The 12839-nt window shown below is 50.5% G+C and carries 10 protein-coding genes and 3 pseudogenes; 9 read left to right on the top strand and 4 right to left on the bottom strand.

Annotation, left to right across the window (positions count from 1 at the left end):
- Positions 1-126 precede the first annotated feature (126 nt).
- A pseudogene (locus E1919_RS26015) lies at positions 127-762 on the bottom strand (IS982 family transposase); the annotation flags it as partial.
- 483 nt (positions 763-1245) lie between these two features.
- Between E1919_RS26015 and E1919_RS27805 the strand changes: the two are divergent.
- Positions 1246-2196 carry an IS110 family RNA-guided transposase gene (locus E1919_RS27805; protein ID WP_162056330.1) on the top strand — a complete coding sequence of 317 codons (951 nt, stop codon included), beginning with the start codon at positions 1246-1248 and terminating at the stop codon, positions 2194-2196.
- A gap of 261 nt (positions 2197-2457) precedes the next feature.
- Here E1919_RS27805 and E1919_RS26005 read toward each other — a convergent pair.
- Positions 2458-3825: pseudogene (locus E1919_RS26005) on the bottom strand (IS1182 family transposase); the annotation flags it as partial.
- A 650-nt stretch (positions 3826-4475) separates the two neighbouring features.
- On the opposite strand from E1919_RS26005, the gene E1919_RS27800 reads away from it, so the two are divergent.
- The 3 genes from E1919_RS27800 to E1919_RS25990 all read left to right on the top strand — a co-directional run bounded on the left by E1919_RS27800 (position 4476) and on the right by E1919_RS25990 (position 6232).
- Complete coding sequence (locus E1919_RS27800) at positions 4476-4601, top strand: TIGR02587 family membrane protein (protein WP_237144864.1); 126 nt, start codon at positions 4476-4478, stop codon at positions 4599-4601.
- A 266-nt stretch (positions 4602-4867) separates the two neighbouring features.
- Positions 4868-5509 carry a DUF389 domain-containing protein gene (locus E1919_RS25995; protein WP_162056328.1) on the top strand — a complete coding sequence of 214 codons (642 nt, stop codon included), beginning with the start codon at positions 4868-4870 and terminating at the stop codon, positions 5507-5509.
- A gap of 327 nt (positions 5510-5836) precedes the next feature.
- Entirely contained in the window at positions 5837-6232 is a 396-nt protein-coding gene (locus E1919_RS25990) for a response regulator (protein WP_162056327.1), read from the top strand.
- Positions 6233-6319: 87 nt separating this feature from the next.
- On the opposite strand, the gene E1919_RS25985 is transcribed toward E1919_RS25990, so the two are convergent.
- Both E1919_RS25985 and E1919_RS25980 read right to left on the bottom strand, forming a co-directional pair.
- Entirely contained in the window at positions 6320-7294 is a 975-nt protein-coding gene (locus tag E1919_RS25985; RefSeq protein ID WP_162056326.1) for an IS110 family RNA-guided transposase, read from the bottom strand.
- Between the two features lie 390 nt (positions 7295-7684).
- Positions 7685-8626 (bottom strand): LamG domain-containing protein, encoded by a 942-nt coding sequence (locus E1919_RS25980; protein WP_162056325.1) that lies wholly within the window; start codon positions 8624-8626, stop codon positions 7685-7687.
- A 318-nt stretch (positions 8627-8944) separates the two neighbouring features.
- Between E1919_RS25980 and E1919_RS25975 the strand changes: the two genes are divergently transcribed.
- The 5 genes and pseudogenes from E1919_RS25975 to E1919_RS25955 form a co-directional block, all read left to right on the top strand.
- Positions 8945-9517, top strand: coding sequence for a sigma-70 family RNA polymerase sigma factor (locus tag E1919_RS25975; RefSeq protein WP_162056324.1), 573 nt, complete (start codon positions 8945-8947; stop codon positions 9515-9517).
- 73 nt (positions 9518-9590) lie between these two features.
- Positions 9591-10097 (top strand): DUF417 family protein, encoded by a 507-nt coding sequence (locus E1919_RS25970; protein ID WP_162056323.1) that lies wholly within the window; start codon positions 9591-9593, stop codon positions 10095-10097.
- 143 nt (positions 10098-10240) lie between these two features.
- The gene (locus tag E1919_RS25965) at positions 10241-10522 is read left to right on the top strand and encodes a hypothetical protein (RefSeq protein ID WP_162056322.1); all 282 of its coding nucleotides are present in this window, start codon (positions 10241-10243) and stop codon (positions 10520-10522) included.
- A gap of 99 nt (positions 10523-10621) precedes the next feature.
- The gene (locus tag E1919_RS25960) at positions 10622-11944 is read left to right on the top strand and encodes an NAD(P)/FAD-dependent oxidoreductase (protein ID WP_162056321.1); all 1323 of its coding nucleotides are present in this window, start codon (positions 10622-10624) and stop codon (positions 11942-11944) included.
- Between the two features lie 59 nt (positions 11945-12003).
- Positions 12004-12839: pseudogene (locus tag E1919_RS25955) on the top strand (4Fe-4S binding protein); the annotation flags it as partial.

Here is a 12839-nt window from a genome sequence, read left to right as displayed (position 1 = left end):
GGCTGGGAGGATGGAAGCCACATGAAAAGAGAGCAGGTGTTATCACCCTCCACCGCGGATACATGGAATTCTGTAAAATCTTCGATGGGTGGATGCTCGCGCAAAAATTTGTGTCCTAATCGTAGCCATCAGGGAGGAGAGGTAGCCCCTGTCCCCGTAGCACTTGCCTTTGAGCCCCTCAAGCAGGTGCCCCAGCACCTGGTGGTTGTTGTCGGCCACGTTGGCCGGTGTTAGCAGCAGGCGGGCCAGCTGCCCATGCTGGTTTACCACCAGGTGCAGCTTAAGGCCGTAGAACCAGCCGGTGGAGCCTTTCCCCCGCGCTGCTATCCCCTCGAAGACACTGTGCTGATGAATGCGGAGGTTGTGGCAGACGGGCAGCTTCTTGGAGTCGATGTAGTAGTGCCCGGTTCTCTCCGAGAGGCTCGCTCGGCACTGGGCCAGCAGGAAGGCGTGGAAGCAGGCCTGGCGGGCCAGCGAGAGGAACTGCGTGTAAGAAACAGCCTTGGGGAAAAAGCTTTTGAGCTCCCCGAGCACCAGCCGCTCATAGTAGTACTCAAAGCACTTAAAGCCCGAGAGGTGGTAAAGGACAAGAATGGTGAGTACTTCGCTCTCAGAGAGGGCAGGCTTCCTACCAGCAGGGTGCTTCTCTGAGAGTCCCTTTGGCAGCGGGTAGGAGGCGAAATACGCCTGCACTTCCTTGCAGAAATCGTCTATGAAGCAGAACACTTCAACCACTTTGGCAGTATCTATGATAAAGTACATAAGGCTAGGGAGTTAGGTGAAACATCGGACAATATTTCTACCTATTCCTTGGCCTTTTTTGTTGCACAAATGCCTGATTTTAAACTATTTAATTCCCGAGTTCACGTATGTTTAAGAAAGAGAAAAGAGTGGGCACAACAGCATTTAAAATGCTAGACTATCATTAGTCTGTTTTACAGACGGTCCTGGTGAACATCCTATGTTTGTACGTACTCCATCAGAGACTCTTTTTTCCCTTTTGTTGACTGGGTTGAGAAGCCACCTGAAACAGAGAAAATAAGTAGTTAGCTATAGACATAAAGACTGGGTAAGGAATAAGATTTATGTTGAACAGGGGATCCATAAACCCGCGCCTTATGACAATCCCCTTACCCGGCTTCTTCACCTTGGACAGTTCATTAGGCCCCGGAGCCTGCATCAGGATGTTAAGTGCAAGAGAAGCTATTTTTTTTGTCGCAAGCTAAACCAATAAAACATAGCATAATGGAGCAAGCATACGTTGGCATCGATATGGCCAAAGACAGCTTTGTGGTTGCAACAAGGCTAGAGGGCAACCTCACCACCTCCCTGCACAACAACGACAGGAAAGGCATCCAAAAGTTCCTTAGAAGCCTGCCAGCCCATACCTGGTGCGTCATGGAGGCAACAGGGGTTTACAGCCTGCAGTTGGCCATCGCCCTCTATGAGAAAGGAATCAAAGTGTCGGTGGTGAACCCTTTGCAGATCAAGCGTTTTGCCCAAGCCAAGCTGAAGAGGACGAAGACAGACAAGGTCGATGCGGCGCTGATTGCCGAGTACGGGGAGCGCATGCAGCCGAAGCTCTACGAGCCGCCGGCCCCCTTCATGAGGAAGCTGCAGCAACAGCGCATGTCTTTGAAGCTGCTTGTCAAGAGCAAGCGCTCTTTCCTGAACCAGTTGCATGCCCTGGCGCAGCTAGAGGAAGCCGACAAAGCCGCAGTCAAGGCCTGTAAAGCAGTTTTGGCGAGTATAGAAAAGCAGATTGCAGAGTTGGAGCGCCAGATGCAGCAAACGGCTGAGGAGAATTGTCAAGAGCTGTTTACCTTCCTGCAGACCATTCCCTGCATTAGTAAGAAATCTGCCATAGAGCTCCTCGTGGTCTCTGGCGGGTTCAGAAGCTTTACCTCAGCCAGACAATTTAGCGCCTTTATCGGGCTCTGCCCCTGCATCAATGAGTCGGGTATCTCGATAAGAGGATATAGAGGCATCAGCAGGTTTGGGGACAAAAACATCAGGGCCACGCTCTACATGTGTGCCATGGCGGCAAAGGTGTGCAACAAGGCCTGTCGGGAGTTGTATGAGCGGATGATCTCGGCAGGAAAAGCAAAGAAAGTAGCCTTGGTGGCCGTGATGAACAAGCTGATAAAACAGGTGTTTGGAATAGTGCGATCTGGAGAGGTTTATAATGTAAACTAAGGAAAGCAGCAGTTGGAAAAAAACATTAATACCCTTGCTTTTTAACACAGGTGTCTGTTGCACAACCCTATTGTACCTTTTAATTTCTATTCCTTTTTCCACGGCTATCTCCTGGTCTAGCCAAAAATAGAAGCAAAAAAAGACCGCCTGCTCTGGTCTGGGCAGGGCCATGACGGCTGTCTGGCTTCTTTTGGGGGTAAAGTGCAGCAATTTTTGCAGGTTGTAGGCAGCGGCGGCCACCAGCATCCCTTTGTGGGCCAGCTGTAGCCCCCGGGTGTTGATTTTGCGCATGGCCATGTGGTTTAACAGCGTGCCCAGTACCGGCTCCACGGTGGCCTGCCGCAGGCGTTTCATGCGCCGGCCCCAGCGACTGCGTGTGCGCGTGATCGTGCGTTCGTACTCGTCGCGGTAGGAGGTGATGGCAATTCTCTTCTCGGATAGTTTGCCGCAGCAGCTCGCCTTCAGGGGGCAGTCCCTGCAGTCCTGACGGGTGGTCCGGTATAGCCTGGAGTGGACCTTGTTGTCTTTGATGACCTCCTGGCGGAAGGCGGCTATCTTGCCCTCAGGGCACAGGAAGAAGTCCCCTTCCCGGTGGTAGGTAAAGCCCTCGGGGCCGTTCCTGTACTTGCCGTGGGGCGGGATAAAGGCTGCGATGCCCTCTCGCTCCAGCAGGGCGTAGTTCTCCCCAGAGGAGTAGCCCGTGTCGGCCAGCAGCGAAGTGCACCTCAAGCCGAGTCGGCCGAGCCGCTGGGTGAGCCCCTGGAGCAGGGTGGGCAGACAGCGGCTGTCCTTGCGGTCGGCGTGGTCGGCTAGCACATGCGTGATCACATGGCGGGAAGCATCGACTGAAAGCTGCAGGTGGTAGCAGAGCCTGCGGGCCTTGCCCGGTTTGACGGCGATGCGGGCATCGGGGTCCACGGGCGAGTAGTGGGTCTTGTTGGAGGTGTACTTGGCCCCCTTGTTGAAGCCGCCCGGGCGCAGGTTTTGCTCCGAGCGCCACTTACGGTGCAGGTAACCGAGCACGTGCAGTTGCTGCTGGCTGGCCGTGAGGGTGCGCTGCTCCAGCGGGGCCTTGTCCTGCCGGGCCCGGCGGTCGGCGCTGCTGAAGGTTCTCACCTGCTGGAGGCGGGCCTCGAGCTGCTCTAGGGGAACCTTCAGCTCCAGTGAGCCCATCGAGGCGTTTGCTTTGATCAAAGCTGAATCGATCGCTTGAGTGTGGCCTGACACCATACCGGCGTCTGCGCACAGGGAGAGCACGAGCGTGAAGACCTCCTCGAAGAGCGCGGTTGGCAGCAGCTGTCGGGTGCGAGACACGGTCGAGTGCCAGGGCAGGGGCTCGTCTAACTGGTAATCGAGGAAGTACAACAGGTCCAGCCGGAGGCTACAGTGCTCGATGAGCTTTCGGTCACTGGCGATATTCTCCAGATAGCCCACCAGGCAGAGCTTGAAAAACACCACCGGGTCGATTGACTGCTGGCCGCAGCGGCCGTAATAAGGGGCTGTCAGTTCGTAGAGAAACGAAAGATCCAGCCTGTCCTTGAGTCGCCGGTAAAAGTTGTGCGCCGGCACGTGCGCCGAGAGCGAGAAGCACAGCTGCCGCTCGTCCTCGAAAGTTTTCCTGCCCTGCATCCTGCCATCATTTTGGTACTAGATCTTTTTACGGCTATATTCAGTGCGTTGTGCAACAAGCACACAGTTCATAATTGGCGGTATAGAACAGGAATGGCTTCCCGTGATAAGGAGCCTTCTTTGTTTTACAGCCCATAAACCAGATTATGTTAGATGGAAGGGTAACGTCTAAGCCAGAAGACGCTGAAGCTTGTAAGACTTGATTCAGTGTCTTTTGGGTGGTGTTGGCCAAGGTTGTTTTTCCCTTTTTCTCCCGGATTAATGCGTGAAATTTCTTTTTGAAAAAAGGGAAAAGCAACCCGTATGGTTGGGAAGTTTTACTCCTATCAAAAACCCTTCTAAGTGGCGCTTTAGCCGGAGGCGATGACGTTAATACAAATATTAGCGACGTTGCCGAAGGCGTCAGGCTCCGGGACCGGCCGACAAAAAAAGAAAGACTACCTAATCATTGGCCTCTCTACTTTCGGTCCTTAAACTTGGTTATAATGAATTTTGCTGCTGGTAGAGGTATGTCGATGTGGGAAGTGCCATCCATTTACAGCATCCTGAGCCGTTAGAAGACCCGACAATGAATTAAGCTGTGCACGTTGCCACTGCGGTAGAAGTTGCCTGCTTTTCTTTTGGTCAAGGTATAACATAAACCAAAAGATATGGCGCAAAGATTCACAACGGGCAGGCCAGTAAAGAATTCCCTGAAGGAGTATGCGCGGGGCATTGGCTTTAGCTTTCCGCTGCTCTACACGATGGAGATATGGTGGCACCACTTTCCTGTGTGATAGCCTTTTCAAAAATGCTTTTATTTTTTTCTGTAGCTGTTCGTAAAAGGGTAAAAGCAGGAATACAAAACTGAAGGGTAGGCTGAGACAGCTTCAATTTGGGATGCCGCTGGGGCCGACGGTCAGAGTCTAAACCTGAGGCACTGCTTTACCTTCCATCTTCTGGCATAGAGGTGTTACAGTTTCATACATATTACCTAATACCGGTAATGTTGTTAAAAAGTAAAACAGAGCAAGGTACATTGATATATTATTGACTGATGGCTATGGTAGTGAAAAGTCGAAAATTTGTTTCAGGAGAGACAGTACTCCGAATTGCCAAACAGGCGGAGTTTAGTATGTCATACTTGGTTTTTATGGCAATGGCAGGAATTCTCGCGGCAGTAGCACTCCTTACTTCCTCTGTACCCATTTTAATTGGTTCTATGGTTATTGCACCTGCCTTTGCTCCCCTTGCCCTAATTGCCTTTGCTATTGTTGGAAGGCAGCCAGAGCAGGTATGGCGAGGAATTTGGATAGCAACTGTTGGATTACTTGTCGCAACATTGGCTGCAATGCTAATTACCTGGTTGATGAATGTAACCAACGTGATTCCACCGGAAACAAACCTACTTGATAAACCACTATTGGAAGAGCGAGTTCGTCCCGGTTGGTACAGCGTAGCTGCAGCCTTTGCGGCTGGTGTTGCTGGCACCTTTGCTTTAGCCAGGCAAAAAACGGACACCCTGGTGGGAGTAGTGGCTGCCCTGGCACTTGTGCCAGCCGCAGCAGCTGGAGGAGTGTCTCTCTTATCGCAAGATCCGCAACGTGCAATAGGCGGCTTTGGATTGCTGGGAATTAATGTTGGATTGATTATCCTTATGGGAATAGTAACGCTTCTTTTACTTCGTCCAGACCAGAAAGACTAATCAACCAGATTTACTTTATAATAGCTTTACCTCTTGTTTAACCGTCAAAGCTTGTCTCAATGCCCTCCCTCATTCTCTATTTTTATGTATCAAGTCCATCAGCTCTTTCTTGTACTTTGGATTTCTGGCCCAGAATTCGTCAAGACTGTTTACAACAGCTAAAAGTTGTCATGAAAAAGCGGAAGCCATTCAGAGGGTCACGCAGATAAAAAGAAAGAGGTTTTATTCGCTTCTCAAAAATCTGTTTAGCTGTATCCCTGGTTAAATAGCCTATCTTGGGTACTCCTCTATCAATAGTCTTTTTTCCAAACCTATAAAGTTGACCAAATGGAATTATTGCACCGCGTATTATTAATAGATGATGACGAGACTACTAATCTTGTAAATAAACGCAACATCCTGCATGCCAATTTAAGTACGCACGTTGATGCGGTTACCAGTGGCCAGGATGCCTTGGATTATTTCCATCGGATTGAAAATATCACTTTACCGCTAGACCTTATTTTACTGGATATTCAAATGCCGGAAATGAATGGGTTTGAGTTTTTAGAAATCTACAAAAACCTAAATCCAAAATATAAAGCAAAACATATATTTGGATTGACTTCCTCAGCCAGTTTCTACGATTTGGTAAAAATAAAGACTTACGTTGATATTACCGACCACATATATAAACCCTTTACAACCATGGATTATGTATCCTTAGTAAAAAAGTATTTTTAGTTGTGTGTCATTCCTTTACAGCATATTAGTTGGTGTCCAAATCATACTGGCAAGGATGAACTGTGTTAAAAAGCAAGTGCATTCGTGCTATTTTTTCAACTGCTGCGCTTGGCATTCTGCTGAATAAACCTCACCTGATCTTACCTTCCCAAACACCTGTTTTATCAGCTTGTTCATCACAGCCACTAGGGCTACCTTCTTTGCTTTTCCTGCCGTGACCATCCGCTCATACAGCTCCCGGCAAGCCTTGTTGTACACCTTTGCCGCCATGGCACACATGTAGAGCGTTGCCCTTATGTTTTTGTCCCCGATCCTGCTGATGCCCCTATACCCGCGGATAGACGTCCCTGACTCGTTGATACAGGGACTGATCCCGATAAAGGCGCTAAATTGTCTGGCTGAGGTAAAGCTTCTGAACCCGCCAGAGACCACGAGGAGCTCTATGGCAGATTTCTTACTAATGCAGGGAATGGTCTGCAGGAAGGTAAACAGCTCTTGACAATTCTCCTCAGCCGTTTGCTGCATCTGGCGCTCCAAATCCACTATTTGCTTTTCTATGCTTGCCAGGACCGTTTTACAGGCCTTCACAGCAGCTTTATCGGCTTTGTCTAGCTGTGTGAGGGCATGCAGCTGGTTTAGGAAAGAGCGTTTGCTCTTGACAAGCAGCTTCAGTGACATGCGCTGCTGCTGCAGCTTCCTCATGAAGGGGGCCGGCGGCTCGTAGAGCTTGGGCTGCATGCGCTCTCCGTACTCAGCAATCAGCGCTGTATCCACCTTGTCTGTCTTCGTCCTCTTGAGTTTGGTCTGGGCAAAGCGCTTGATCTGCAAAGGGTTCACCACCGACACCTTGATTCCTTTTTCATACAGGGCCATAGCCAGCTGCAGGCTGTAAACTCCTGTTGCTTCCATGATGCACCAGCAGCTGTCTGGCAGCCCCTTGAGGAGATCGCTAATGCCTTTCCTATCGTTGTTGTGCAGAGAGGTGGTGAGGTTGCCTTCTACTCTTGTAGCAGCTACAAAGCTGTCTTTGGCCACATCGATACCAATGTATGCTTGCTCCATTATACAATGTTTTATGGGTTATACATGTGACAGAAAGATAGCTTCTCTTGCACTCAACATCCTGATACAGGCTCTTAGCCTAATGAACTGTTCAAGGTAAAGAAGCCGGGTAAGGGGACTGTCATAAGGCGCGGGTTTATGGATCCCCTGTTCAACATAAATCTTATTCCTTACCCAGTCTTTATGTCTATAGCTAACTACTTATTTTCTCTGTTTCAGATAGTTTATTTCTCTGATTAACAAAAGGGGAAAGAGTATCTAAGGGACGTCGTACAAACATAGGATGTTCAACAGGACCGCCTATAGAGCAGGCTAGCCAATTGGCTTTTCAGTAGCGTAGCTATCGTGAAGATGTGGTAAGCGCAGGTTGTAATTATAACTTATGTTGAGCTAGCGGTGCAGATCGGCAACGCCCCCTTTCAGCTCGTAAAGGCTGTGAACTTCTTCCTCAGAAAGGGAGCGGTTAAAAAGGGCTATGTCGTCGAACATACCCACATAAGGGCCCGTGCCTAACCGGATAGTTGCTTCAGCGATATCCCATACGAAAGGCTCCTGGATGCCCCCGGTTTCTCCCTGAGGCTTGCCGTCGAAGTAGAGCTTTCCTCTGGCTATCTGGTCAGTGTTCAACCCATCCCAGGAAACCACCACATGCGTCCACTTATCCTGGGAAAACGGTGGCTTGACGACTTTCAGCAAGCGCCAGAAAAATTCTTCACTAGCACCTTTCAGATTCTTCTTGTCCCACACCTTTTGGTCTCCGAAGATGCCCAGCCGGAAGTCAGAAGGTGTGTCGTTCTTCGTGAAATCAACCCAGATAGCCGAATTAGAGTAGTCCTTATCCGTCAACTGAATAGGGTCCGTGTAGGTTTGGGGGATTTTCTGTGGATCAAGCCTCAGCCAGAAGGAGAGCGTACCACTGAAGTTGTGGGGGGAGTAGGCAATATTCTTTTCCGCTTTGTAGAAAACAACATGGCTGTTCTCTTCAGTGAACTCCAGGGCGGCCCCGAACTTACCCTGGCCTGGCACTATCGCTAAGGCAGGGTTACCCAGACCCAGTTCAGAGGACACCGGCTTTTGTTGACCAGCCACTGTTTTACCGGAATAGACACGCGGGTCACCGAGGGCAAAATCCGCATCAGCGCCCTTATCAAAGGAAGTATGGAACGTGAGCGATTCCGACAGGGTGCTAAGACTGGTTGGATTAGTACTGCTATTAGAAACAGGTGCTCTTAAACCCTCTTTTTCTTCCTGTGCCGCTTGGAGGCTTTTGTTTGAAGAACATGCCAGCAACAGGGCGGGGAGTAGGAACAGATAAAGACAATCACTTTTCATTTTTTAATTTCCCTTTGTTGAATAAAAGAAGGAATCAGGGTAGATTCCGCTATAAATGAGCATACACTTTATTCTTATTGAGTCGTCCATATAGGGCCAAGAGCAGAGACACGATGAAAAAAAGCAGCGGGTCTCACCGGAAGCAGTAAAGAAGCGAATCCACCAGCCCTGCACATTTCTTCCACATTAGACGTACGGCCCGGGAAAACCTTACAGAAATGTTAGCTCTTGACCTGCGGCTGGCAGAAGCCTGCCAACCGCAGGAAGCTTACCCTCGTCTAATGCTTACACGCTGTCAGTGTCATTATCAAATTCCAAATGGCTAAAAAAGAAAGCATAAACCCGGAGCAGTGGGTGGCGGCTTACGCTGACTACCTGTATGCCTTTGCCCTCAAGCGGCTACAAGACCCGGAGCTATGCAAAGACCTGGTGCAGGACACTTTTGTCTCAGCCATAAAAAATCTCCGGAACTACAATGGCAGCAGCTCAGAGAAAACCTGGCTTACGGCTATTCTAAAAAATAAAATCACCGACGTATTCCGGAGCAAGGCATCGGAGACACCCCTTCCCGGGCATCTTTCAGGAGAGAATAATACACAACCCTTTTTCGAGGAGAACGGCCACTGGAAAGACAAGCACGCTCCCCGGATATGGGAAACGGAAGAGGCGGACCCTTTAGAGAACGAGGAACTAAAACAAACGCTGGAACGCTGCCTGGAAAAGCTGCCCCCCCTGTGGGCAGTGGTGGTCAGCATGAAGTACCTGGATGAGGAAAAGTCAGACCATATCTGTAAGGAACTGAGCCTGTCTCCGTCTAACTACTGGGTGATCATCCACCGGGCAAAGCTCAGCCTCCGGGCATGCCTAGAGAAAAACTGGTTGAAAGGGTAAAACAGGGGGTGGCATTAGCTGTATCCGGTTAACTGGTTATTAAAAAACCTTCTGGATTAAAGAAATGAAAGAAATGTCTAAGAAAGAAAATGTGCAGCAAGCAGGGGTATGGGTGATGCGGTACAGCGTGGCTCTTATTTTGTTCTGGTTTGGACTGTCCAAGTTCACGCCAACGGAGGCCGGCCATGTTGCAGACCTCGTAAAAGCGCACCCACTCATGTCATGGTTATACAATGTCCTCAGCGTGCAGGGTGTATCCAGTTTTATTGGTGTTGTTGAAGTAACTGCAGCCGTGTTGATTGCGGCAAGACCTGTTGCACCCAGGCTAGCGCTATGGGGAAGCCTGATGGGTGCCTTGTCTTTTCTTTTTACAGTGAGTTTTATGTTTACTGACGGTAAGTTAGAGGTAGTAGATGGCCTGCTGGTATTAGGAGGAATCGGTGGGTTTGTTGTCAAGGATTTAGTCATGCTGGGCTTTTGTGTTTGGTCTGCGGGAGAAGCATGGGCTTCCTTAGAAGAAGGAAAAGCTTTGGAAAGTGTTCCTGCCACTATCAAAGTGAAGGAAAAAACTTTCGTGTAAAACGAAAAAGACTTGTTCTAGCAGAAGTTGGCACCAGGGACTTGTCTGCTCTTTTTCGCAGCAGGGCTGTCTGGTTACAGAAAAAAGCAACATACCCGGCACCAGGGAATACTGTCTGGAAAAACTGGTTAAAAAGCTAAACTATGAAATGGCACAACAACATTGTCTATAACTGTAAAAAGGCAACTTTTCTGATAGATAAAAAGAACCTGGAGGGAATCAGCCCGCTGCAGCGAATAGAGCTGCGCCTCCACCTGGCAGGCTGCTCTGTCTGCAGGCTGTACTATAGCCAGAGCAGGAGGATTGACCAGATGCTGCGCGGTTTCTACCCAACCCGTATAAAGCCTGAGAATGGCCTGGATGAGGCGTTTAAGAAAGGGTTGCAGGAGAGTATCGCAAAAGAGATAAAAAAATCTGGCGCTTAACTGTAAGGTTACTCCCTTTTGCACGACTAAGGGGTACAAGCCACATTGGCTCTTCAGGAATACAGGGGAAAGAAGCATGCCACACGCTCAGGAAGCCACTTGAAAAACATCGTCATTATCGGGAATGGGATTTCCGGGGTAACCGCGGCGCGGCATATCAGGAAAAGGAGTGACCACAGCATCACCATTATCTCGGCTGAGTCTGATCACTTCTACTCCCGCACTGCGCTCATGTACATCTACATGGGCCATATGCGCTATGAGCACACCAAGCCCTACGAAGACCGGTTCTGGGAGAAGAACAGGATAACGTTGCTGCGCGATTATGTGGAGAAGGTGGACACAGACCAGAAACGGCTGCTTCTGCGGACTGGTAAGGTGCAGCCGTACGACGTGCTCATCCTGGCGGTAGGCTCCACCTACAACAGGTTCGGATGGCCGGGGCAGGACCTGCAGGGCGTGCAGGGACTCATAAACCTGCAGGACCTGGAGCTGATGGAGCAGAACACCAAGGGCATCCGGAAGGCCGTGATAGTAGGCGGCGGGCTTATCGGTATCGAGATGGCTGAAATGCTCCAGACCCGCAACGTGCACGTGACCATGCTCATCCGGGAAGGGAACTACTGGGCCAATGTGCTCCCTGCCCCGGAAGCCAGGATGGTCAACCGGCATATACGGGAGCACGGCGTGGACCTGAGGCTCGCCACTGAGCTGCAAGCCATCAAAGGCGGCCCTGACCAGAAGGTAACAGGAATAGTAACGACGGCGGGGGAAGAAATCGAGTGCCGGTTTGTGGGGCTGACCATCGGGGTGCGCCCTAACATCTCCTTTCTGGAAGGCAGCAAAATCAAAACTGATACAGGAATCCTCGTCAACAAGCACTTTGAAACCAACATTCCGGAAGTCTACGCCATCGGCGACTGCGCCCAGTTTGAGGAGGCGCCGGCAGGACGGAGAAAAATAGAGCAGGTCTGGTACACCGGCCGCATGCACGGGGAAACCCTCGCCCTCACCATCTGCGGAAACAAGACTGCCTACAGTCCCGGACCCTGGTTCAACTCTGCCAAGTTTTTTAACCTGGAGTACCAGGTATACGGGCAGGTGCAGCCGCGGGAAGCGGATGACGGGGAGCACCTGTATTGGGAGCATGAAAGCGGGCAGAAGGCTGTCCGGATCATTTACAGGAAAGCAGATGGAGTGGTGACGGGCATCAACCTGATGGGCATCCGCTACCGCCACGAGGTGTGTGACCGGTGGCTCCAGTCAAACGCCACCATACAGCAGGTATTGTCAGAACTGAAGGCGGCCAACTTTGACCCGGAGTTCTACAGGAAGCATGAGGGTGAAATCATGAGCGAATACAAAGGAACTCTTCAGCCACAACAGGGGGAGAAAAGGAAAAAGCTGTTTGGCCTTTTCTAGGTAGAAAGGAATAAAGAAGGGTGGGAACCAACCATATGCATCGTATACAAAAAGCCGGAATGGCACTGTTTCTTCTGGCCATAGCGCTGCTCGCCGCTATCCCGTTCATGGGCCAGTACCGGCTGACGCCCCAGATGGTGGGAGAGGTCGTCACAGACACCGGGCAGCTGGAGTACGTGAGCGCTGAACTGGAGGAAATGCTCGGGAAAACGTATTCCTCCAAGTTTGCCTTCATCAGCGACCTGGACGATGCCTTTTTCACCAGTGCCACCAAGATTCAGGACTACAACCAGATAGACAACCGGGAAGTAGAGGTCAATAACCTGGAGGAGTATGTGGCTGCGCAGTATAAGTTTTACCTGACCAGGAAAGCCACCGCCGGTACCATTCAGGAGCATACCGGCCTGTGGCTGCTCCTCACCATCGGGCTTGGCGTTGTGGGTGCCTTTCTGTATATACTGCCTAAGCTGGGCCTGCTCCCCGGCATCAAAAACGACCACATCTTCCACAGCCGGAACACCGGCCTGGGCTGGATCGGGTATACCATCGGCGCACTCCTTATCCTGTTTTATGTGCTCCTCTACTGGTACCCGGAGTATATAACGGAGTGGATGGTGCTCACAGACCCCATCAGCAAGCGTATCAGCGGCAACGAGGCCAGCCAGTGGTTTTTCTACGGCCTGCTGTATACGCTGGCCATCCTGGTCATGGGCGTCCGCATGCTCATCAAGTACCGCCACAGCCGGTACCACATCATCCGCACCCTGTCGGTGATGTTCTTCCAGACTGCGTTTGCCTTCCTGATTCCGGAAATCCTTATCCGGCTCAACCAGCCTTACTTCGATTTCAAGAACATCTGGCCCCTCAACTATAACTTCTTCTTCGACTACAACAT

It is taken from the genome of Pontibacter pamirensis, assembly GCF_010015475.1.
Taxonomy (GTDB): Bacteria; Bacteroidota; Bacteroidia; order Cytophagales; family Hymenobacteraceae; genus Pontibacter; species Pontibacter pamirensis.
This window is presented reverse-complemented; position numbering and strand designations above follow the sequence as displayed.